Below are 23,065 nucleotides of genomic sequence, written 5' to 3'. Positions count from 1 at the left end.
TGCTATGAGGACGCGACAGTCAGGCTGTCGCTGCTCATGCCGGGTCAGTCCGATCAGGTCATTTCGGCTTTGACCAGACCGAAGTTCGGGCGTCGGCGTAGCACGAAATACAGTCCCACGATCATGACGGCCGTGCCCACCATGAACCAGAACTGGAAGCGCGACTCCGGATTGAACGCTTGCGACAGGAGCACGGCCACCAGCGTGAGGAACGCAATCGCGTTGGAGTACGGGTAGAACCACGCCTTGAAGCTCGATTCCTCTTGCTGTTGCACCGGTTGACGCGCCATTTTGCGGCGCATGACGAAGTGCGCCACGATGATGAAGATCCACACCGTCATGACGAAAGCGCCGCTGCTCTTGGCGAGCATGAGGAACAGGTCGCCGCCGCTCACGAAGTGCACCGCCAGAATGCCCAGGCAGATGGCGAAGCTAAAGGCCAGTGCGTTGATCGGCACGCCACGCGCGTTCGTGCGGGCGAACATCGGCGGGGCATAACCGCGCTGGCTCAGCGAGTACAGCATGCGCGAGTTCGAGAACAGGAACGAGTTCATCACCGACATGAACGACACGAACAGCACCGCCTTCATGGCGAGCGCGGCATTCGGGAACCCGGCCATGTTGAACAGCGACACGTACGGCGACGCGAGGTTCGCCTTGTCCGTCCAGGGCAGGCACAGAATGATGATCGACACCGAGCCGATGTAGAACACCAGCACGCGGAAGATCACGCTGCGAATCGCGCGCACGACGTTCTTGCGCGGATTCTCCGATTCCCCTGCGGCCACGGCTGCGATTTCGCTGCCGCCCAGCGAGAAGATCACGACCATGATGCCCGCGATCACCGGCGAGATGCCATTGGGCATGAAGCCGCCGTTCGACGTGAGGTTGCCGAAGCCGGGCGCCGGAATCTTGGCTTGCAGCCCGAACAGGATCGACAAACCGAACAGCATGAAGATCACGATGGTCGCGACCTTGGCGAACGAGAGCCAGTACTCCGCTTCTCCAAAGGAGCGCACCGAGTAGGCATTGCTCACGATCAGCGTCATGAGCATGATGACCGCACCGCCCCAGACCGGCAGCCACGGCAGAAACTCGTTGAGAATCGCACCGAGCAGAATTGCCTCGATGGTGATCGTCATGAGCGATTTGAACCAGTACAGCCAGCCGACGGCAAAGCCGGCCCACTCACCGAGATAGGTGCTGGCGTAAGTGGAGAACGAGCCCGCGTCGGGATTGCGCGACGCCATCTCGCCGAGCATGAACATCACGAACGTGACGATCAGCCCGCCCACGAGGTAGGACAGAATGGCCGCCGGACCGGCGGTGGCGATGATGGCGCCCGAGCCGACGAAAAGGCCGGCGCCGATGACGCCGCCAAGGGCAATCATGGTGATGTGTCGCTGTTTGAGGCTTTGACTCAGCGCGTTCTGCTGCATGGTCGGATTCCCTGTTGTGTAAGGTTTATGGGGCGACGTTGCGGACAACGACAAGTGCGATACACCGGTGTCTCGAACGGTGTATCGCATCGTGCGGGGGATGTCAGCGAGTGGCCGGCTCGACGGCGGCCTGAATCGCGCCGTCGAGCCGATCGACCACTTTGTCGATCTCGGCTTCGCTGATGACGAACGGCGGCGCGAGCATGATGTGGTCGCCATACTTGCCGTCGATGGTGCCCATCGCCGGATAACAGGCGAGGCCACGCGCCATGGCTTCGCGCTTCACGCCGGCATGCACGGCGAAGCGCGGATCGAACGGGGCTTTCGTGGCGCGGTCGGCCACCAGTTCGATGCCGACGAAAAGACCGCGGCCGCGCACGTCGCCCACATGCGGGTTATGCGCAAAGCGCTCGTTCAGTTGCGCCATGAGGTACTCGCCGCGCTCGCGCACTTGTGCGAGCAAGCCGTCGCGCTCGATGACTTGCTGCACGGCGAGTGCCGCGGCGCAGGCCGTCGGGTGAGCGAGATACGTGTGGCCGTGGTGGAAGAAGCCGCTGCCGGCGCTCATCGTGTCGACGATGCGCTGGCTCGCCAGCACCGCGCCGATCGGCTGATAACCGCCGCCCAGCCCCTTGGCGATGGTCTGGATGTCCGGCGCCACGCCTTCCTGTTCCCAGGCGTGCAACGTGCCGCTGCGGCCCATACCGCACATCACTTCGTCGAGAATCAGCAGAATGCCGTAGCGCTCGCAGATGTCGCGCACGGCCTTGAAGTACCCGGCGACCGGCGTGATGACGCCCGCCGTCGCCCCGCCAATCGTCTCGGCGACAAAGGCGATGATCGAATCGGCGCCATGTTCGAGAATCGTCGCTTCGAGTTCCTTGGCCAGCCGTTGGCCGTATTCCACCTCGCTCTCCTGCTCGCGTTGATCGCGATAGGCGTAGCAGGGCGAAACGTGTGTGACGTCGATCAGCAGCGGCTCGAACTGCTCGCGCCGCCAGCGATTGCCACCGATGGCCAGCGCGCCGAGCGTGTTGCCGTGATAGCTCTGGCGGCGCGCGATGAAGCGGCGGCGCTGCGGCTGGCCGATCTCAACGAAGTACTGACGCGCCATCTTGAGCGCCGCTTCGATCGCTTCCGAGCCGCCGCTCACGTAATACACGTGGCTCAGACCCGAGTCGGCGGGCGTGCTTCGAATCAGTTGTTCGGCCAGCGCCTCGGCGACTTCGGAGCTGAAAAATCCGGTATGGGCGTACGCCAGCTTGTCGATCTGCGCGTGCATGGCGGCGATGACATCCGGATGACCGTGACCGAGACACGACACGGCGGCGCCACCGGAGGCGTCAATGTACTCGCGTCCCTCGGCGTCCCTGAGATAAACGCCTTGGCCGCCGACCGCGATTGGGGGCTGATTGCGCAGGTGACGATGGAAGACGCGACTGGAAGAGGTTTGACTCATGGTGGGCTGGGGGCAGTGTGCAAGAAGTACCAATTGAACAAATGTTCAATTTTTTGAATCGTATAGCACATATGTTTATGTTTTGATGCGTGGAAACCCTGACGCCGCGCAAATCCGAGACGTGGCACGGGGTGAACGAGACAGCAAATAAGAAAAAACCCGCCGAAGCGGGTTGGGAGGATGCAGAGATGAGGCGCGCGCGACGCGAAAGGCGGCTATTTCGATGTGCCGTTCGACGTCGCCAGCGCCGCAATCCCGAGCCCCATGTACAGCAGGCCGGCGACGTACTTGCCGATTCCCGGCTTGTTGCTGCGGTTGGCAAGCGCGCGGCCGATGGTGCGGGCAAGCGCGGCGTAGGTCGTGTCGCTCACGCCACCCACCAGCACCAGCAGGAGGCCGAGCGTGACAATCTGCAACGGCACGTGGCCCAGCGAGGGCGTGACGAACTGCGGCAAAAACGCCGCGACGAACAATCCCGTCTTCGGATTGAGCAGATTGACGAGGAACCCTTTCTTGAGCGTCGCGCTCAAGGCGCGCGCTTGCGGCTGCGGCGTGGCTTGCGGCGTGGCCGGTTTGCTGCGAATCGCCTTGATCCCCAGGTAGACGAGATAGCCCGCGCCGAGAAATTTGATCGCGTTGAAGAGCAGCGGTGAGGCGAGCAGCAGCGCCGTGAGGCCGACAGCGGCGAAGCTGACGTGGACCAGCGTGGCGAGCATCACGCCGAAGCAGGAGGCAAGGCCGAAGCGAAAGCCCTGGCTGGCGCTGGTCGTCGAGATGTAGATCGTGGTCGGGCCGGGAATCGCGACGAGGACGGCGACAGTGGCCAGAAAGAAGGGCAGAACCTGGAGGTTGATCATTTCGGTGGTTTCCTGCGAGAGATCGGCAACGTCGTCACAGAGGCCATGGCCCGCGGCGTTCGCTTCATCCGCTTCTGCCGCGTGGTTCACGTCAGCCGTTGTTTCGATGTCCACATGATGCCGATAGGGTGGCGACACCTCGTGCGCATCGTAACACCACGCCGCAGCGGGAGCTGGCATCGCGCAGGGCGATGCCAGCTTTTTCCCAAGCCCTCAGCCCGCTTTGGCGGAACCGGCTGCTGCGGTGCTGTCCGTCACGTCGTCGCGATGCCACCAGCCGCCACCAACGGCCTGAAACAGCGCAACGGTGTCGGCGTAGCGGTTTGCTTGCGCCTGCACCAGCGCCACACGCGCCTGCTGATAGGTCTGCTGTGCGTTGAGCATTGTCAGATAGCTGATGTCGCCGAGCTCGAGCTGCTTCTGGGCAATCGTGAGACTTTTCCGAGCCGCTTGCTCGGCGCGCAGCGACACGCTCAAGGCATCGGCGTCGGTGCGCAAGGCGTGCAGCGTATCGGCCACGTTCTGAAAGGCGCTTAGCACCGTGCCGCGATACTGCGCACCGGCCTGCTCGTACGCCGCCTCGGCACCGCGCTGTTTATGCAGCAGCGCGCCGCCCGCGAATATCGGCTGCGTGAGGTTTCCCGCCAGGTTCCAGAACGCCGTGCCGGGACTGAACAACTCGCGGGCAATCTCGGCGCTTGCCCCATAGCTCGCACTCAACGTGATGCTGGGCAGCCGTGCCGCCACCGCCACGCCGACCGCGGCCCCCGCCGCGTGCCATTGCGCCTGTGCGGCACGCACATCCGGTCGCTGCTCGACCAGTTGCGACGGCAGGGCGACGGGCAGCGCTTCGGGCAATTGCAGATGGCTCAGGTCGAAGCTGGCATCGATGCGCTCGTTCGGCATGCGTCCGAGCAGACGCGCAAGCGCATCGCGCTGCTGCGCCAATTGCTTCTCCAGCGGCGGGACGGCCGCTTGCGCCTGTGCGAGCGCCGCTTCCTGTGCCGCGACATCGGCCTGTGCCGCTTGTCCGAGGTCGTACTGGCGATGCAGCAGATCGAGCGAGCGCGTTTGCAGCGTCACGATTTCCTGCGTCGCTGCCAATTGACCGCGCAACGAGGCTTCCTGAATGGCGGCGGCGACGACATTGCTCGTGAGCGTCAGATAGGTCGCCTCCAGCGCGAAACGTTGCGCATCCGCCTGCGCGACGAGCGATTCCACCTGACGGCGATTCGCGCCGAACAGGTCCAACGTGTACGACACGGACACTTGGGCGGTGTGCAGGTTGTACAGGTCGTTGCCGCTGGCGGCCGGGCTGGCGAGCGGCGCCGCAATCTGCTGGCGCGTGGGCGAGTAAGACGCGTTGACCTGGGGGAAGTCATCGCCTTGCTGCACCCGCACCGCCTCATGCGCGGCCGTGAGCGCGGCGCGTGCCACATCCATATCCGGATTGCGGGCGATGGCTTCTTTCACCAGCGCGTCGAGTTCGGGCGAGTGGAACAGGGTCCACCACTGCGCCGGAATGTCCATGCCGGAGACGAAGCGTTGCGCGGTGCCGCCGGTGGTCGGCGTGGCGGTAGTCGTGCCCGGTAGGGCATCGACGGTGTACCCGGCTCCGGCGGGGGCGTCGGGGGTCTTGAAATCCGGACCGACGGCGCACCCGGCCAGCGACAGCACGGCCGCCACCGCCACGGCGCGACGTGCCGGGAAGAATCGATGAGTCATGACAACAGTCTCCGCGACGCTTATGGCCTGAGCCGCGCGCCGCCGTAGGGCAAAGGAGGAGGACAGACGAATGATGCGATGCATGCTCACACCTCCACCGTGTCGCCCGACGCGTCGTCGCGGGCAGCGCGCTGTGCCGCGCGCCGCTCGACGTAGCGTTCGAGCACGTAGTAATAGGTCGGCAGAATGAACAGCGTGAGCAACGTGGCGACAATCAGCCCGCCGACGACGACGGTGGCCAAGGCGCGCTGCACGTCGGTGCCCACACCGATCGCCATGGCGGCGGGCAGCATGCCCACGGTGGCGACCGTCGCGGTCATCAGCACGGGGCGGAAGCGCTCCACCGCACCGGTAATCACCGCCTCGCGCAAGCCGAGCCCTTCGGCGCGTACCCGGTTGATGTTGGCGATCATGATGATGCCGTTCTGCACCGCCACACCGAACAGGGCAATGAAGCCCACGGCACTCGCCACATTCAGCGTCTCGCCCGTCAGACGCAGGGCGATGAGGCCACCGAGCGTGGCGAGCGGCACCACGCCGAGAATCAGCGCGGCCTGACGCAGCTTGCCGAATTCGGCGAAGAGGAACACGAGCATCAGCGCGAGCACCAGCCCCATGATCAGCGTGAGACGCGCCTGCGCCCGCTGCTGGTTTTCGAACTGCCCGCCCCACACCAGTTGGTACTTGCTGTGGTCGTACTTCACACTCGCGTCAATGCGCTTCTGTGCGTCGGAGAGGTAGTCCGACAACCCGCGGTCGGCATAGTCGATGCGCACGATCAGCTCACGCTTGCTCATTTCGTGCGTGATGGTCGCCTCGCCGCTCTGGTAGCGAATGCTCGCCAGTGCCGAGAGCGGAATCTGCGCACCGCCCGGTGCATTCACGAACAGGTTGCCCAGCGCGTCCGGGCTGTTGCGCGTGGCGCTCGGGAAGCGCACCGTCACGTTGTACTGCCGGTCGCCGACGTAGACCTGGCTCACCGACGCGCCGCCGATGCCCGTCTGGATGAGGTTCGTGATGTCGGCCACGTTGATGCCATAACGCGCGGCCGCGGCGCGGTCGATGTTGACGACGATCTGCGGAATCGGCGGCTCTTCGAAGATCGAGGCGTCGGCCGTGCCTTTGACCTGCTTGAGTGCGCCGACCACTTCGTTGCCGATGCGGCGCATTTCGTGGAAGTCGTCGCCCACGATCCGGATGACGAGCGGGCTGTGCGCGCCGCCCACGGCATCGTTGATCCCGTCGATGATCGGCTGGCTGATGCCGACGGTCATGCCCGGTATCTGCTTGAGCCGCGCATTCAGACGCTGCACGAACTCGGCCTTGGTCTCGCCATGCGGCCAGGTGTCGTAGGGCTTCAGACCCACGGGCGCTTCGATGTGCGAGGGCGTCCACGGGTCGGACTGATCGTCGCTGCGGCCGAGTTGGGTGACGGCATACGAGACTTCGGGGAAGCTCAGCAGAACGTTGCGCAACTCGCCGGCCATATCGCTGGCCTTGTCGAGCGACAGCCCGGACGGCAACTGGACTTGCAGCCACAGCGAACCTTCGTCGAGATCCGGCAGGAATTCGCGGGCCGTCGTGGTGCCGAGTGCGACGACGCCAGCGAGCGCGAGCACACCGACGGCAATGGCCGCGCGCGGCGCCGAGAGCAGCTTGTCGAGCAGGCGCTGGAAACCGGCCTGCGCCCGCAGAAGCGGCGCATTGTGGAAGACCTTGCGCGGCTTGCGCAGGGCAACGTACGCGAGGCCCGGGATCAGCATGAACGTGCAGATCAGCGCACCGGCGAGCGCGTAGGCGACGGTGTACGCCATCGGGGAGAACAGCTTGGCTTCGGCGCGCTCGAAGGCGAACAGCGGCAGGTAGGCGGTAATGATGATGAGCGTGGCGAACAGGATCGGACGCGCCACCTGCGTGGTCGCGCTCAGCACGTCGCGCTCGCCGAGCACGGCTTCGGGCGCTGCTTCGCGCCGTCGCAAAATCGCCTCCGTCACCACAATGGCTCCGTCGACGATGATCCCGAAGTCGATGGCCCCCAGCGAGAACAGGTTCGCCGGCATGTTCGTGAAGTGCATCATGATGAACACGGCCACCAGCGCGAGCGGTATCGTCACAGCGGCGATGAGCGCGCTGCGCGGGCTGCCGAGGAACAGGATCAGCACGATGCACACAAGCCCGACGCCTTCTGCAACGGTATGCGCCACCTTGTGAATCGTGTTCTGTACCAGATCGTCGCGGTCAATGTACGGCACGATACGCACGCCTTGCGGCGCGAGCTGCTTGCGCAGTTCCTCCACCTTCGCGTGCACACCCTTGAGGGTTTCGGACGGGTTCTGATACTTGAGCATGTCGACGATGCCCTCGATCGTGTCCGGATTGCGGTCCTTGCCGAGAATGCCTTCGCGTTCCTGATGGCTGTACGTCAGACGCCCGAGGTCTTTCACGAGCACCGGCACGCCGTTGCGCTGGGTGACGACGATGTTGCCGAGGTCGGCGAGCGAGTGGACCATGCCGATGCCGCGAATGACATAGCCTTGCTCGCCGCGCGAGATCCGGCTGCCACCGGCGTTGGCGCTGTTGTTGTTGATGGCCGTCGTGACGTCGGACAGGCCGATGCCGTATCGCTGCAACTGCACCGGATCGAGTTCGAGCTGGTACTGCATGGTGAAGCCGCCGAAGTTGTCGACGTTCACCACGCCCGGCACTTGTTGCAGGGCAGGGATGACGACCCAGCGCTGGAGCTCCGAGAGCTCCATCAGATTCTTGGTATCGGATTCGAGCGTATAGCGATAGATTTCACCGGCCGGACCCGTCACCGGATCGAGGCCGGGCGTGATGCCCGAGGGCAGCGTCACGCCGGCGATGCGGTCGTTGATACGCTGGCGTGCCCAATAGTCGTCGATGCCGTCGCGAAACGTGAGCGTGATGAGCGACAGGCCGAACGTCGACGACGAGCGCATCGAGACGACGCCCGGCGTGCCACCCAGCGCACGCTCGAGCGGCACCGTGATTTGCTGTTCGATTTCCTCGGCAGCGAGGCCGGGGGCTTGCGTGGTGACCTGCGCGGTCACGTCGCCGATGTCGGGGTATGCCTCGACGGCCATTTGCGTCCAGCTATACCAGCCGAAGGCGGCCACGAGCAGCGCCACCACCCAGATCACGACGCGCTTGTGCAGGCAGAAGGCGATCAGTCGATTAATCATTGAGCAGTACTCCACCCTTGACGACGATGCGATCGCCTGCGGCGAGGCCGGCGCCCACGCGGGCACCGTCCGGCTCGCCGAAACCCGGCTGCACGACGCGCTTGACGAACGTCCACGGTGCGACTTCCACCCACACGACCGTACTGTCGTTATTCATGATGAGCGCGGAATTCGGCACGAAAACCGAGCGCTGCTGCGGCACGGCGAAGGTGGCCGTCGCGAACATGTTCGGCTTCAGACGCGAGTCGCTGTTCGGGAAGGCGATGCGCACCTTCTCGCGACGCGTGTCGGGATCGAGCACTTCGCTCACGAAGCTCACCTTGCCGTGCCAGGTCTGGCCCGGATAGGCCTGAAACACGACGTCGACCGACTGGTCTTTCTTGATCAGCGCGACATTGTTCTCCGGCACGTTGGCCGTCACCCAGACGGAATCGAGATTCGAGACGGTCATCAGCGTGGCGGTGACGTCGTTGGCGTAAGCGCCTTGCGAGGTCGACAGCGCAGTAATGGTGCCGGAGCTCGGGGCGGTGAGCGTCAACTGACGGCCGCGCGTGTGCGGATCGGCGCCAAGGCCTCGCAGACGCGTTTCCGAGCGCGTGAGTTCGGCCTGGGCCTGCGTGTAATCGCTTTGTGCCTGCTCGAGATCCTTGGCAGCGCCCGCGCCGGCATCGTGCAGACCCTGCACGCGCTTGAGGGTGATACCGGCGTGGCTGAAGGCGTCGCGAGCCTTGTCGTTGTCTGCCCAGGCCTGGGCCAGATCGCCCGAGTCGATGGTCAGCAGCGGTTGCCCTTTGACGACGTGATCGCCCAGATGCACCTTGAGCTCGACCACGCGGCCCGTTACCGGCGTGGAGACATTGGTGGTGCGTGCCGGATCGGCTTCGACGGCCGCGGGCAGTTGCACCACGCGCGGCTCGTCGGTGAGTCCGACGATGGCGACGGTAAGGCGTTTGCGCAACTCGGAGTCGGGCGGCACGATGTACTTGTCGCCGTCGCGCAGCAGGATGGCGCGCTCGGTGCTGTCCGATTTGACGGCGGCGTGGCCGGTGGTGGACATCCAGCGCACGGCTTGCACGCTGAGGATGATGGTGGCGACGACCGCGAGCGAGGCCAGGGCGAGACGCTGGTTTCGCTTGTTCGCGTCCGTTGGATGGTTCTTTTTCATTTCCCGAATCTCTCTTTGCACGTGAGGGAATTAAATGCAATGCGCTCACGTGAAAGACGAGCCGGGTTACGTCGGCCGGAAGTTAATCCGGCAACGTAAAACGTGACTTGTCACGCGAAGCAATGCCCATCGGTAATTCAAGGGAATGGCCGATGCAATGGTCGAGGTATTGCGTTGTTGAATGACTGATCTGTCAGCGACAGTCGACCGACATAAACAACTGTCAGGGTCGGGCATCGATTTCTCCTTTGGCAACGACACGCGTTGCGCAGGTACGGGTTCGCAAACGCACGGTCGCGCAGCCACACGTCCGGCACGGACTGATGGGCATTGGCAACGTGCAAACGCAACGGCACACGCGGCCTTCGCGCGAGGCGAGGCTTCGGGTGCTAGGCGATCTTGGGAAAGGCTGGAGTGTCATCAGGCCATGTCGAGGCGGCTAGCGGCGCTAGCGCAACATGGGCTGGGTGCTGACACGGCGCACCTCTCGCGCTTCCGGCGAGACGGTGGCCAATTGAGGCGGACGTCGGGCCGGGATCTACCGTTCAAGCGGTAACGGTAAGGGGCAACTGCAACTGTCCAATTTGGGATATCCCCGGTTGATTGATTCGAGGCGGATCGTACGCGCGTCAATTGGGGGCGTCAAGACAATTGGGAAATCATTTTTTACCGTATTTTTTGGGTTTTATTGAATAAAAAATGATGGCAATTCGTTATTGAAGAATTCATTGCGCGATAAGACCTGGCGCTGTTTTTCGGTGAATCGAAGATGAATCGATCGTCAGTGCGGTCCGGTCTGCGCCGATGCGTGCGTACAACATTTGACGGCGTGCTGCCCTCGATTTGCGAACCGCCCCTGCAGGTCGCCGAATCCTCAACGCTCAACTGGCATCGCAACGACGCGTTGAATGTCAGGCATCCGCTGACAGCGCTTCGGGCATGTGGAATCGGGATAGCGTGCCCGGGCAGCCGGCGCCGGCCAAGTTCGATCGTTCGGGCTTTGCCAACGTGAACGGTATTCGTCTATACAACGCCGAGGTCGGCAAGGGCAGCCCGGTGTTGCTGCTGCATGGCGGTCTGGCCAAGGCCGACTATCTCGCCAGGCAGGTCGACGCCCTCAAAGCGCATCATCGGGTGATCGCCGTCGACACGCGCGGCCACGGCCGCAGCACGCCCCCGGCTTGCCCGGCGGCGGGCGTCAGCGCGAACGTCATCGTTTACCCGAAAATTCCCCCGGCTGACAGATTTCCGCGTTGACTGGCAAATTGTTTTTTGCTGGTATACCAGTTATGAACCAGACCCAACGCACCCCGGCCCTGAGCGATTCGGCCTACAACGCCATTCGTGCCCTGATCGTTTCCGGCGAGATTCGCGCAGGCGAAGCGCTCTCGGAACGCGCGCTATCCGAGCGCTTCGGCATCAGTCGCACGCCCGTGCGTGAGGCGATTCGCGCCCTCGCGAACGACGGCTTGCTGGAGATCGTGCCGATGCGCGGCACCTTCGTGCGGCAGTTGTCCGTGCGGGATCTGAGCGAAATCCACGAAGTCCGCCTCGCCCTGGAAGGCATGGCCGCCTGGCTCGCCGCGCAAAAAGGCGTGACGCCGGGGCTCGAAGCGGTCGCCGTGCGCCTGCGAGCGCTCGAGGCGCAGGGCGAGCAGGGGATGTCGCTCGACGTCGACATCACGCAGCGCGTGGGCTGGCAATTTCACGAAGCGATGTTTGCCGCTGCCGATAACGTGCGACTGACCGAGACCTATCACGCATTGCGCACCCAGAACGGTCTGGCGCTGCAACGCATTCCGCATTACGACGCCGAGCGCACGCGCGCCGCAGTTCGCGAACACCTCGCGATCTTCGACGCCATCGCCGCGGGGCGTCCCGAGGCGGCCCAGCGTCATGTCTGGGATCACCTCACGCACGCCATGCAAGCCCGCTTGCACGCGCTCGTTCCATCTGCTGTTCCGTCCATGAAGTCAGGCAGCAAGCGCTGATCGCCCGCCTTGAGGGTGGATCGCGTCGCTACGCAATTTCCGGAGATAGTCGTCATGTCGTCAAGTCCTGCCAGCAAGAAAAAGCGCCTCATTCCGTTGCCTGTCCAGATGCTGATCGGTCTGGCGCTGGGCATCGGCTGCGGAATGTTCGCTCCGGCGATCGCCACGAAGCTCATGCCCGTGGGCACGGCCTTCGTGCAGGCGGTGAAGATGATCGTCGTGCCGCTCGTGTTCACGGCGATCACGCTCGGCATCTACCAGATGGGACATAACGCGCGCTCCCTCGGACGCGTCTCCGCCATCAGCATGATTTACTTCTTCGTCGCGACGCTCGTCTCGATCGTGATCGGACTCGGCCTGAATGCGATCTTTCACCCGGGGCTCGGGGCGAATCTTGCGGCGGCGCACGCGGCGGCCAAGCCGATTGCCACGTCCGTTGACTGGACCAAGTTCTTCCTGGAGATGATTCCGTCGAACATCGTCGCGGCAATGAGCGGCAGCAATTTGTTGCCGGTGCTCGTGTTCGCGGTGCTGCTCGGCATGGCGTTATCGGCCATCGGCGAGCGCGCCAAGCCGCTCGTCGGCGTGCTCGATGCGCTCATGGGCGCGGTGTTCAAGCTGACAGACTGGATCATTTCGCTCTCGCCTGTCGCCATCTTCGCGATCATTTCGTGGCTGTTCGCCACGCAGGGCGTCGGTACGATCCTCGCGCTCGTCAAGCTCGTCGGCACGATGTATCTCGGCCTCGGCGTGTTGCTGGTGTTGTTCTGGATTCTGCTCAAGGCCATTGGCGAAAAGCCGATGGCGACCACGCGCGCCATCGGTGAGCCGGTGATTCTTGCCTTCGCCACGCGCTCGTCGGAAGCCACGCTGCCGCTGCACATGGAGAAGCTCATTGCCATGGGCGTGCCCAAGGCCATCGCCTCGGTCGTGCTGCCGCTGGGTTACGCGTTCAATCGCGATGGCTCGATCATGTACTTCGCGCTGGCCGTCGGCTTCCTCGCCGACGCCTATCACGTGCCGCTCGACATGCCGACGCTGCTCTCGATCGTGCTCGTTACCACGCTCGCCAGCAAAGGCAGCGCGAACGTGCCGTCGGGCGGTCTCGTGGCCATTGCGATGGTGCTCACGACGATCGGCGTGCCCATCGAGGCGCTTGCCATCATCGCCGGTGTCGACGCTTTCCTCGACATGGGCCGCACTGCCATCAACGTTTTCAGCAACACCGTGGCCATCAAGCTCGTCATGAAGCTCGCCGGTATTCCGTACGAATCGCCCGAGGCCGTGCAAGCGGCGCTCGCCGCCGAGTCGGAACCCGTGGGCGCCGGCAGCCATGCCCACGGCCGGGAGTTCGCATGACCACTGGTAATACCGAACGCTTCGTCGATCTGCGAAGCGATACCGTCACCCGTCCCACGGCCCCGATGTGGGAAGCGATGCAGACGGCATCGCTCGGTGACGACACGCTCGAAGGCGATCCGACCGTGCGTGCGCTGGAGCATCTCGCGGCGGTCATGACCGGCAAGGAGGCGGCGATGTTCGTCGTCTCCGGCACGATGGGCAATCTGATCGCTTCGCTGTGTCATGCGACGCGCGGCGGCGAGGCCGTGCTCGACGCGCAGGCGCACATGGCGAAGTCGGAGGCGGGTGGCATGTCGCGGCTCGCGCATCTGTACCCGGTGCTGATTGCGTCGGTACGCGGCGAGATGGATCTCGACTCACTGGCCGGGGCGCTGCGTCCGGGTTTTTCGCGTTACGGACAGCCCACGGCGATGGTCGCCGTCGAGTCCACGCATAACCATTCGGGCGGCTACGTGCCGTCGCTGTCGTATCTGGCCGATGTGCACGCGCTGGCGTCGCGCGCGGGCGTGCCCGTGCATATGGACGGCGCGCGCGTGTTCAACGCCGCTGCCGCACTCGGGGTGGAGGCCGCACAGATCGCTGCGCATTGCGAGAGCCTGACGTTCTGTCTATCGAAGGGACTCTCGGCGCCGATGGGGGCGATGCTCGTCGGCTCGCACGCGATGATCGAGCAGGCGCGCACGTTCCGCCGCATGACCGGCGGCGGCCTGCGTCAGGCGGGCATCATGGCGGCGGCCGGCAAGGTCGCGCTGGAGACGATGGTCACGCGGCTGGCCGACGACAATCAGCGCGCCCAGCGTCTGTGGACCGGTCTCGCGCAGATCGATCCGCAACTGGTCGATGCGGTGCCGTCGACGAGCAATATCGTGCGTCTGTGTGTCGGTGAGCAACGCGAGGCCGACCCCAAGGTCTGGGAGGCGGCGCTGGCCGAGTACGGAATTCTGGCGCGTGCGAGTGGCACGTCGATGCTGCGGCTCGTCACGCATCGTCATGTTGGCGACGACGATATCGACGTGACCATTGCGGCTATCGCGTCGATTCGCGATACGTTCGCAGCGAAGGCGGCGCCGCTCGGCGTGCCTTGATCGACGGGATCGCGGGAGGGCGGGGCGTGTGCGAGGCTCGCCGCTCAGCGATCCGCCACCGCCAGATATTGCTGCGGGGCGCGCCCGAACAGTCGCTTGAACATGACGATGAACGCGCTCGGGCTCTGATAGCCGAGTGCGAGCGCCACGTCGCCGACCGATGAGCCCAACGCCAGCCGCGTGATCGCCTCGGACGCACGCATATGCTGGCACCAGCGCCCGAACGTCATGCCTGTCTCGTCCTTGAAGCGACGCGCGAGTGTCTTGCCGCTCGCCCCCAACTCTTCTCCCCAGCGCTCCAGCGAGTAATCGGTGGCGGGCGCCATCATCATGTGCTCGCAGATCGCCAGCAGCTTCGACGAACTTGGCAGCGGCAACCCGTGCTCGCCGGGCGCGGCGGCTTCGCGAAGCAGACGCAGCAATAAAGGGACGGACAGGGCGGTGCGGCTGTCCGGCGCATAGTGAACGCCATCGGGCAGCATGTCGACGGCCAATTCGCGCAGCAGCGGGCCGACCGTCAGCACGCGCGCATTCGGCCATAGCCAAGATACCGCGCCTGGCTCAACGCTGATCGTGCAGAACTGCATGCGTCCGACGGCGTGCAATTCATGCGGAGTATTGGGCGGCAACCACAGTGCGCGCGAGGCGGGTAGCGTCCATGTATGCGCAGGCGTGAGCACACGCACAACGCCCCGCAGTGCCATCACCACGTGACCATGCTGATGCTGATGCCACGGCTGGCGCTCACCATCATCACATTCCATGCCCGCAAGCGTGACGTCGCGCGGCAAATGTCGGCGCGTTTCCGGATAGCGGCGCAGCAGCAATTCCTTCATGACGACTTCCCAACCGGGACCGATCAATGCGGTCAGATGACGGCCGTATGTCCTGACGACCTCGGGCGAGGCGGACTCGGTACGTCAAAGCATAGAGAAAAGGACAAAAAATGTCCGTTTCTCAACATTTTTTGCGATTCACAGCAAAAGCATCCCCGCTATTCTACCAACTGCCGTCGGGGTTCAGGTGGCGGATACAAGTGATAATAGTAATGCGTCTCATTTATTTTAATTCATTCCATAAGAATGGCATTGGCGCGGGAAGCACACGGAAAGTGAAACGACATCACACGGGGAAGCCGGCCCATTCGCGGCGATTGACGGTCCTGGCTGCGGTCATCGCGGGGACGGTGTTCGGACATCAGGCCGCCATGGCCGCAAGCACAAATGATGCAAACGACGCGAGTGCCACCGCGGCGAGCGCGGTCAACACCGCCGCCGGTGCGGTGGCGTTGCCGGCCACGCAAGTGAGCGACTCGTCGCTCGCCGAGAACCCGAACGGGCCGGGGCGGGGTTACGTCGCCAAGCGCATGACGACCGCCACCAAGACCGACGCGGCAACGCTCACGCAACCCCAGGCCACGTCGACGGTCACGCGTCAGCAAATGGACGATCAGGGCGCGATCACGATCGATCAGGCGTTGCGCTACACCACCGGCGTCAATACGCAGGACGGCACCGACGTGCGCTTCGATCAACTGCGCGCGCGTGGCTTCGATCTCGACGCCTACCTCGACGGTCTGAGCATCTACCAATCGCCGCGCTTCGCGACGGCGCGCGTCGACCCGTATCTGCTCGATCGCATCGACGTGATGTTCGGTCCGTCGTCGGTGCTCTACGGGCAGGGCAACCCCGGCGGTCTGGTCAACTACAGCAGCAAGCTGCCGACGGAGCAACCGGTGCGTGAAATCACGCTCCAGATCGGCAATCACGACACCTATCAGGCCGGTTTCGATCTGGGCGGATCATTGACGCCTGACGGCACCATTCTGTATCGCGTCGTCGGTCTGGCGCGCGACGCCAAGACGCAGGTCAGCGCCATCAAGGACGAGCGCCTCGCCATCGCACCGTCGATCACGTTCAAGCCGGATCGCGACACGTCGCTCACACTGCTCGCGGGCTACCAGCGCGACCCGGCCGGCGGTCTGTTCAACCCGGTGCCGGCAAGCGGCACACTGTTCGTGAATCCGAACGGCCGCCTCGGCCCCGATCAATACTTCGGCGATCCGACCCGCGACGGCATGCAGCGCACGCAGTACTGGTTCGGCTATCAGTTCGCCAGGCAGTTGAACGATACGTGGCGCATCTCGCAGAACGCGCGCTATCTCCACATCGATCAGAATTACTATCAGACGTCAGTCACCAGCCCATTCGCGGCGGACCAGCGCTCGGTGTTCATGTGGGGTAACGCCGATAGCGAGCATGTCAGCCAGTGGCAGATCGATACCAACGCCCAGGCGAAATTCTCGACCGGCCCCGTCGAACATACGATGCTGTTCGGCTTCGACTATCGACGCGTGCTCGAAGGCGATAACTATGGCGGTGGCGTGGTGGGGCAGTTGAATCTGTTCGATCCGAATTACGCGTCGCTCTCGGGCGTGAATCAGAACACGCGTCTGGATTACTCGCTGAGTCAGGCCGGGCTGTACGCGCAGGACGAACTGCGTTACAACCGCTGGGTGCTCACGGTGGGTATGCGCGAGGACTGGGTGACAACGCGCTCGACCACGAACGGTTCGACGCTCACGGCCGACAATCACGCGTTCACATGGCGCACCGGCCTGGCGTATGCGTTCGATAACGGCGTTGCGCCCTACGTGAGCTATGCGAAATCGTTCGCGCCGGTGCTCGGCACGACGTTCTCCGGTGGCGCATTGCAGCCGACGCAGGGCAAGCAGTACGAAGTCGGCGTGCGCTATCAGCCGAAGAACTACGACGCTTCGCTGCGCCTCTCGGCGTTCGATCTGCGCCAGGAAAACGTGAGCGTGTCCGACCCGGCCCATCCGACGTTCCCGACGCAGACCGGCGAGATCCGCTCGCGAGGCTTCGAAGCGGAAGCGCGTGCCAACGTCACGCGCGATCTGAAGTTGATCGCCTCGTACACGTTCCTCAATCAGATCAACCTGCAAAGCACGACGGCGCAAGGCAAGCGCCCGCAGATCGCGCCGCGCAACAACGTTGCCTTGTGGGCCGACTACACGTTGCACGACGGCGTGTTGCGCAATCTCGGCTTCGGTGCCGGGGTGCGTTACATGAGTTCGTCGGCAGGCGACGCCGCCAACACGTTCGAAGTGCCGAGCCGCACATTGGTCGACGCGGCCGTTCACTACGACTGGCAGCAATGGCGCTTCGCGGTCAACGTCAGTAACCTCTTCGATCGCGAATACATCTCGTATTGCACGTCGGCATCCTTGTGTTACTGGGGCGCGACACGCACCGTTTTGGGGACAGCCCGATATCAATGGTAATGCAGCGAAATTCGTTTGCCGCCCGCCGCTGCCTTCTGGCGGCGGCGGGCGTTGGTGCGCTGGCGCCGTTCATGCGCGCGTCGGGTGTGTTGGCCGCGTCGTCGCAGGGCCGGACATCACGCATGCCCCGTGTCGTGGTACTCGACTGGGGGCTGGCCGCGCAGGTGCTGGCGCTTGGCGTGACGCCCGTTGGTGTGGCGCGGCCGTTCTGGTACCGGCTGCTGTCCGGCACACCAGCCATGCCCGACACGGTTGTCGATGTCGGGCTGCTGTTTCAGCCCAACTTCGAAGTGGTGCAGGCGCTGCGTCCCGACCTGATCGTCATCACGCCGACGCATGGCGCGCTCGTCGCGTCGCTCTCGCGGATCGCTCCCCTGTTCGTCGCGCCGCCTGCCTATCCCCATGAAGACGGCTACCGTCTCGCGCTGCGCCGGGCCCACGCGCTTGGCGACGCGCTCGGGCGGCCCGCCGAGACCACACAGTTGCTCGCCGAGACGGATGCGCGTCTGGCGGTCGTGCGAGAGCGGCTGGCACGGCATGAGGCTGCACAACGTCCGATCTATCTGATGAGTCCTATCGATACCCGTCTGACCAACGTATTCGGTCGCGAGAGTGTGTTCGGCGGGACGCTGGACGCCGTGGGACTCACGAATGCATGGCGTCGTCCCAGCGATACGGAGGGCATGGCGCAAGTCGATTACACGCAACTCGGCACCGACCCAACGGCCCGCGCGATGATTATTGGGCCGCAGCCCGGTCTGCTCGGCATGCTTGGCAAGAGCCCGTTGTGGCAGGCGCTGCCCTTCGTGCGCGGCGCGCGCGTCGATCCACTGCCGGTCATGCTGCCCACGGGGGGCACACCCACGGCACTGAAGCTGGCCGACGCCCTGAGCGTCGCTCTCACGGGGGCGGCAGCATGAGCCCGCAGAATCCGCTTCGACCCATGACCGCCGGCGCGCCGCGCAGTGCCGCAGTATCCGGCGAGTCACGTCATCTGTGGCGGCTGGTGCTGATCGTCGGTCTGCCCGCGCTGGCGCTGGTTGTCTCGACGCTATTGTCCCTGCGTCCGGCGGGGGTGGACGGCAGCACTTTCCTGCGCGCCGTGTGGCAGGCCACCGTGCATCCGGCACTGGACCCGCAAGCGCCAGCCTCGGCTGCCGCGATGTCGGGGCTGCTCGTGAGCTACGCGTGGCTGCCGCGTCTGGCGATGTCGATGCTTGCTGGCGCGGGACTCGCGCTCGCCGGGGTGATGTTCCAGCAGGTGCTGCGCAACCCGTTGGCGGAACCGCTGACGTTGGGCGTGGCGTCGGGCGCGTCTCTCGCGCTCTCGGCGGCAACGATCTGGCTACCGTCCCTGGCGATGGCGTGGCGTGCCGGCGTGGCGCTGGGGGGCTCGGCGCTCGCCATTGCGCTGGTGATGGCGTTGACATGGCGCAGCCGCTTCGCGCCGGTGCCGGTGATTCTCGCGGGCATGATCGTCAATCTGTATTGCAGCGGCCTGTCGATCATGGTGTCGATGACCCATGAGCGCGCGCTCGTCGGCGTGTTTGCCTGGGGCGCAGGCTCGCTCGTGCAGAACGGCTGGCATGACGTCGGCTGGCTGTTCCCGCGCGTGCTGATAGCCGTCGTCGCGGCCGCGCTGTTGCTCAGACCGCTGACGCTCTTCACGCTGGACGACCGGAGTATTACGCAACTCGGCGCGCGTGTCGCCTGGATCCGGACCGCCGGACTGGGGGTCGCGGTGGCGCTCTCGGCGTGCATCATCAGCATTGTCGGCATCATCGGCTTCGTTGGTCTGGCGGGACCGCAACTGGTGCGGCTCGCGGGCGCGCGACGTCTGCGCGACCAGTTGCTGTGGGCCCCTCTCGTCGGCGCGCTCATGCTCGTGCTGACGGACCAGATCGTGCAATGGCTGCCGCTGTTCGATGGTGCGTCGTTGCCGACTGGCGCGGCGGCGGCGCTCTTCGGCGGGCCGTTGCTGCTGTGGCTGCTGCGTCGCACGCGTAGCGGAGAAGTGGCGACTGCCGACGCCGCACCGCCGGCGCGCGCGCGTCACCCGTGGCGCTGGCTCGTGCTGGCGCTGGCGTTCGGCTTCGTGCTCGTCTGGGTGACGCAGCACATCGGACGCACGCTCGATGGCTGGCAATGGGCGAGCCCCGATGCGTGGGCGTCGCTGTGGCCGTGGCGCACGCCTCGCATGATGGCGTCGGCGGCGGCCGGCGTTGCCCTTGCGCTGGCGGGCACGTTGCTGCAACGGATCAGCGGGAACCCGATGGCGAGTCCCGAATTGCTCGGCGTGAGCGGCGGGGCCATGCTCGGCGTGCTGATCGTGACGTTTACCGTGGTCGGCCCTGCGGCGTCGAGCCTTTTCGTCGCGGCGTTCGCGGGCGCTGCGCTCAGCCTCGCGGTCATGCTCACGCTGTCGCGAAAGGGCGGATTCTCGCCCACGCGCATGCTGCTCGCGGGGGTCGCCATCTCCGGCATGGCGCAATCGCTGGTCGCCATTGCAAGCGCCAGCGGCACGGCGAACGCCTTCCTGCTGCGCTCGCTGATGCTCGGTCTGACGTATATCGTCGGTCCCGGCATTGCGATGGGCGCGGTCGCCGCTGCGCTCGCGGGTCTGCTGCTGACGTGTCTGGCGTCGCGCTGGCTCGATCTGCTGCCGATGGGCGATGCGACGTCCACGGCGCTGGGCGTGAACGTGCGACGCGCGCGCCTGTGGCTGTGGTGTCTCGCGGCCACGCTGAGCGCCGTGGCGACGCTCGTGGTCGGTCCGCTGTCGTTCGTCGGTTTGCTCGCGCCGCATCTGGCGCGTATGGCCGGCTTCGGCAAAGGGCGCTCGCAGGCAGTGGCGGCCGCCGTGTCGGGCGCGCTGCTGATGATCGCCGCCGACTGGCTCGGACGCAATCTGCTATTCCCGCAGCAGTTGCCGGCGGGCGTGCTCGCCATGCTGATCGCGGCGCCGTATCTGCTGTGGCACTTGCGTCGTCAAGTCGCCTGACGTCCCCAACATCCATAAGAAAGAGAGAGGTTTTCCTCCTATGTCCTTGTTCTGGCAACTGGTGCGTGCGTCCCGATGGCCATTGGCCATCGCATTCGCGGGCAGTCTCATCAGCGGTTTCGGCAGCGCCGGTCTCGTTGCGCTCATCAACCGTGCGCTGAGTGCCCCGCGTGAGCATCTGGGCGAGCTCGGCCTGCAATTTCTCGGGCTCGGCGTGCTCGTGCTGGTCACGCGTGCGCTGTCGCAAACGCTCTTCATGTCGCTCGGCCAACGCGCGAAGGCCACGCTGCGCATGCAGGTCGTGCGACGCATCGGTGCAGCCCCGTACGCGAGCCTGGAGCGACATGGCATCGCGCGTGCGATTGCGGTGCTCACGCAGGATCTCGACACCATCGTCGTGCTGTTCGTCAATCTGCCGGTGCTGGCGATGCAGGGCGCAGTGATCGCGGGCTGTCTCATTTATCTCGGCTATCTGTCGTGGCAGATTCTGCTGTTCGCCGTGGTGACGATCTTCATCGGCGCGGCCGGATTTCGTTTCGCGAACCAGCGCGCGTTGCTGCATCTGCGCGGCTCGCGCAAGCGTGAAGAAGCGCTGGTGAAGGACTTTCGCGCGCTGTTCGACGGGGCGAAGGAACTCAAGTTGCATCGCGCGCGTCGCGACGCCTTCATCGAAGACCGCCTCGCGAGCAATGTCGAAGCGGTGCGGGTGCAGCGCACGCGCGGCTATGTGCTCTATGCGGCGGCCGCGAGCTGGGGGAGTTTCATTCTCTTCGCGTTCATCGGCCTCACGCTGTTCGTGGTGCTGCGTCATGTGGATTTGCCGCCGGCGGTGGTGTCCGGTTACGCGCTGGTGTTTCTGTACATGATCATGCCGATCGAGGGGGTGCTCTCGGCGATGCCGTCGCTAGGCAGTGCGCGCGTGGCGCTCGAGCGCATTGCACAGGTCGAGAGCGACCTGCCGCGCGAGTTGCTTCCCGCACCGGCCAAGACCGATGTCCCGGTGTTTCGCGAGATCGTGCTGGAGGGCGTGACGCACCGCTACTTCCGCGAGCAGGAAAACGAAGTCTTCACACTGGGGCCGATCCGTCTGACGTTCCGCCCGGGTGAGCTCGTCTATCTGGTCGGCGGCAACGGCAGCGGCAAGACAACGCTCGCCAAGCTGATCGTCGGGCTGTATGCGCCGGAGCAGGGCCGCATTGTGGTCGACGGCGTGCCGGTGGGCGACGCCGAGCGCGACCGCTATCGTCAGCGCTTTTCGGTGGTGTTCAGCGACTTCTTCCTGTTCGAGCATCTGCTCGGATTGCCGCCGGAAGGGCTGGATGCGCAGGCGAAAGCGCTGCTCAAGGCGCTGCAACTCGATCACAAGGTCACAATCGACGAGGGGCGTTTCTCGACCCTCGATCTCTCGCAAGGGCAGCGCAAGCGTCTGGCGTTGCTCGTGGCGTATCTGGAGGACCGGCCGTTCTACGTCTTCGACGAATGGGCGGCGGATCAGGACCCGTTGTTCAAGGACGTTTTCTACCGCCAGATGCTGCCCGCGCTCAAAGCACGTGGCAAGAGCGTGCTGGTTATCACGCACGACGACCGCTATTTCGATCTGGCGGACCGTCTGATTCGTCTCGACTATGGACAACTGCGCGAGCCGCAGGCCGATGTCGAGGCGCCTACCGGACCTGCTTCACCGAACGCTCATGACTGATACCCCGATGTTCGCTCTGCAAGACGTTTCCTTCGCCGTGGAGGGCCGCGTGCTCCTCGCGCCGCTCACGCTGCAATTCGCCGCGGGGCAGGTGCACGGATTGATCGGCCACAACGGCTCGGGCAAGTCGAGCCTGATCAAGCTGCTCGCGCGGCAACTCTCGCCCGTGAGCGGCAATATTCAATTCGAGGGACGGGCGCTGGCGTCGTGGGGCGCGCGCGAATTTGCGCGACGCGTGGCGTATCTGCCGCAACAGCCGCCCGCGGCCGCCGGCATGACGGTGGTGGAGCTGGTCGCGCTCGGCCGGTATCCGTGGCACGGCGCGCTTGGCCGCTTCGACGTCCACGATCACGAGGCGGTGCAAAACGCGATGGCGCAAACGGATGTGCTGGGCTTTGCGGATCGTCTCGTCGAATCGCTGTCCGGCGGGGAGCGTCAGCGGGTGTGGCTGGCAATGCTCGTTGCGCAGCAGGCGCAGTGTCTGTTGCTCGACGAGCCGACGTCGGCGCTGGACGTTGCGCATCAACTCGACGTGCTCAAGCTGGTGCGCGAGCTTGCCGATACGCACGGGCTGGGCGTGGTGATCGTGCTGCACGACGTGAATATGGCAGCGCGTTTTTGCGACACGCTGCTCGCGCTCAAGCACGGCAAGCCGATTGCGCGCGGTACGCCGGCGGAGCTGATGTCGCCCGATACCTTGCAGACTATCTACGGCGTGCCAATGGGTGTGCTGCCGAACCCCGACGGCGGTATGCCGGTGAGCTATGCACGGTAG

The 23,065-nt window shown here is 64.7% G+C and carries 16 protein-coding genes; 9 read left to right on the top strand and 7 right to left on the bottom strand.

Annotated features, from left to right (window positions below):
• Nucleotides 1–53: 53 nt before the first annotated feature.
• The 6 genes from ACIPHM_RS22535 to ACIPHM_RS22510 all read right to left on the bottom strand — a co-directional run bounded on the left by ACIPHM_RS22535 (nucleotide 54) and on the right by ACIPHM_RS22510 (nucleotide 9,848).
• Entirely contained in the window at nucleotides 54–1,439 is a 1,386-nt protein-coding gene (locus tag ACIPHM_RS22535; protein ID WP_400333317.1) for an amino acid permease, read from the bottom strand.
• A gap of 103 nt (nucleotides 1,440–1,542) precedes the next feature.
• Entirely contained in the window at nucleotides 1,543–2,898 is a 1,356-nt protein-coding gene (locus tag ACIPHM_RS22530) for an aspartate aminotransferase family protein (RefSeq protein WP_400333314.1), read from the bottom strand.
• 215 nt (nucleotides 2,899–3,113) lie between these two features.
• On the bottom strand, nucleotides 3,114–3,935 hold the full coding sequence (locus ACIPHM_RS22525; protein ID WP_400333311.1) for a LysE family translocator: 822 nt from the start codon (nucleotides 3,933–3,935) through the stop codon (nucleotides 3,114–3,116).
• A 33-nt stretch (nucleotides 3,936–3,968) separates the two neighbouring features.
• Nucleotides 3,969–5,480 (bottom strand): efflux transporter outer membrane subunit, encoded by a 1,512-nt coding sequence (locus ACIPHM_RS22520; RefSeq protein ID WP_400333308.1) that lies wholly within the window; start codon nucleotides 5,478–5,480, stop codon nucleotides 3,969–3,971.
• Nucleotides 5,481–5,566: 86 nt separating this feature from the next.
• Entirely contained in the window at nucleotides 5,567–8,683 is a 3,117-nt protein-coding gene (locus tag ACIPHM_RS22515; RefSeq protein ID WP_400333305.1) for an efflux RND transporter permease subunit, read from the bottom strand.
• The gene (locus ACIPHM_RS22510) at nucleotides 8,676–9,848 is read right to left on the bottom strand and encodes an efflux RND transporter periplasmic adaptor subunit (protein WP_400333302.1); all 1,173 of its coding nucleotides are present in this window, start codon (nucleotides 9,846–9,848) and stop codon (nucleotides 8,676–8,678) included. Before ACIPHM_RS22510 ends, ACIPHM_RS22515 begins: the two co-directional genes overlap by 8 nt.
• Before the next feature lie 939 nt (nucleotides 9,849–10,787).
• Here ACIPHM_RS22510 and ACIPHM_RS22505 point away from each other — a divergent pair.
• The 4 genes from ACIPHM_RS22505 to ACIPHM_RS22490 are packed head-to-tail and all read left to right on the top strand — an operon-like array spanning nucleotide 10,788 to nucleotide 14,286.
• On the top strand, nucleotides 10,788–11,105 hold the full coding sequence (locus ACIPHM_RS22505; protein ID WP_400333299.1) for an alpha/beta fold hydrolase: 318 nt from the start codon (nucleotides 10,788–10,790) through the stop codon (nucleotides 11,103–11,105).
• Nucleotides 11,106–11,137: 32 nt separating this feature from the next.
• On the top strand, nucleotides 11,138–11,839 hold the full coding sequence (locus ACIPHM_RS22500; RefSeq protein WP_400333296.1) for a GntR family transcriptional regulator: 702 nt from the start codon (nucleotides 11,138–11,140) through the stop codon (nucleotides 11,837–11,839).
• 54 nt (nucleotides 11,840–11,893) lie between these two features.
• Complete coding sequence (locus ACIPHM_RS22495) at nucleotides 11,894–13,198, top strand: dicarboxylate/amino acid:cation symporter (protein WP_400333293.1); 1,305 nt, start codon at nucleotides 11,894–11,896, stop codon at nucleotides 13,196–13,198.
• The gene (locus ACIPHM_RS22490; protein WP_400333290.1) at nucleotides 13,195–14,286 is read left to right on the top strand and encodes a GntG family PLP-dependent aldolase; all 1,092 of its coding nucleotides are present in this window, start codon (nucleotides 13,195–13,197) and stop codon (nucleotides 14,284–14,286) included. The genes ACIPHM_RS22495 and ACIPHM_RS22490 overlap by 4 nt, the downstream gene beginning before the upstream one ends.
• 44 nt (nucleotides 14,287–14,330) lie before the next feature.
• Here ACIPHM_RS22490 and ACIPHM_RS22485 read toward each other — a convergent pair whose 3' ends face one another.
• Entirely contained in the window at nucleotides 14,331–15,122 is a 792-nt protein-coding gene (locus ACIPHM_RS22485; RefSeq protein ID WP_400333287.1) for an AraC family transcriptional regulator, read from the bottom strand.
• Nucleotides 15,123–15,493: 371 nt separating this feature from the next.
• On the opposite strand from ACIPHM_RS22485, the gene ACIPHM_RS22480 reads away from it, so the two are divergent.
• From ACIPHM_RS22480 to ACIPHM_RS22460, 5 genes are read left to right on the top strand one after another with little or no spacing between them, the layout of a single operon-like run.
• Nucleotides 15,494–17,590, top strand: a complete 2,097-nt coding sequence (locus ACIPHM_RS22480; protein ID WP_400333285.1) for a TonB-dependent siderophore receptor — start codon at nucleotides 15,494–15,496, stop codon at nucleotides 17,588–17,590.
• On the top strand, nucleotides 17,590–18,510 hold the full coding sequence (locus ACIPHM_RS22475) for an iron-siderophore ABC transporter substrate-binding protein (RefSeq protein ID WP_400333282.1): 921 nt from the start codon (nucleotides 17,590–17,592) through the stop codon (nucleotides 18,508–18,510). The genes ACIPHM_RS22480 and ACIPHM_RS22475 overlap by 1 nt, the downstream gene beginning before the upstream one ends.
• Nucleotides 18,507–20,591 (top strand): Fe(3+)-hydroxamate ABC transporter permease FhuB, encoded by a 2,085-nt coding sequence (gene fhuB / locus ACIPHM_RS22470; RefSeq protein WP_400333280.1) that lies wholly within the window; start codon nucleotides 18,507–18,509, stop codon nucleotides 20,589–20,591. The genes ACIPHM_RS22475 and fhuB overlap by 4 nt, the downstream gene beginning before the upstream one ends.
• A 40-nt stretch (nucleotides 20,592–20,631) precedes the next feature.
• Nucleotides 20,632–22,290, top strand: coding sequence for a cyclic peptide export ABC transporter (locus tag ACIPHM_RS22465; RefSeq protein ID WP_400333277.1), 1,659 nt, complete (start codon nucleotides 20,632–20,634; stop codon nucleotides 22,288–22,290).
• A complete protein-coding gene (locus ACIPHM_RS22460; protein ID WP_400333275.1) occupies nucleotides 22,283–23,065 on the top strand; it encodes an ATP-binding cassette domain-containing protein in 783 nt (260 codons plus the stop codon). The genes ACIPHM_RS22465 and ACIPHM_RS22460 overlap by 8 nt, the downstream gene beginning before the upstream one ends.

Source organism: Pandoraea sp. NPDC087047 (assembly GCF_044745225.1).
Classification (GTDB): domain Bacteria; phylum Pseudomonadota; class Gammaproteobacteria; order Burkholderiales; family Burkholderiaceae; genus Pandoraea.
This window is presented reverse-complemented; position numbering and strand designations above follow the sequence as displayed.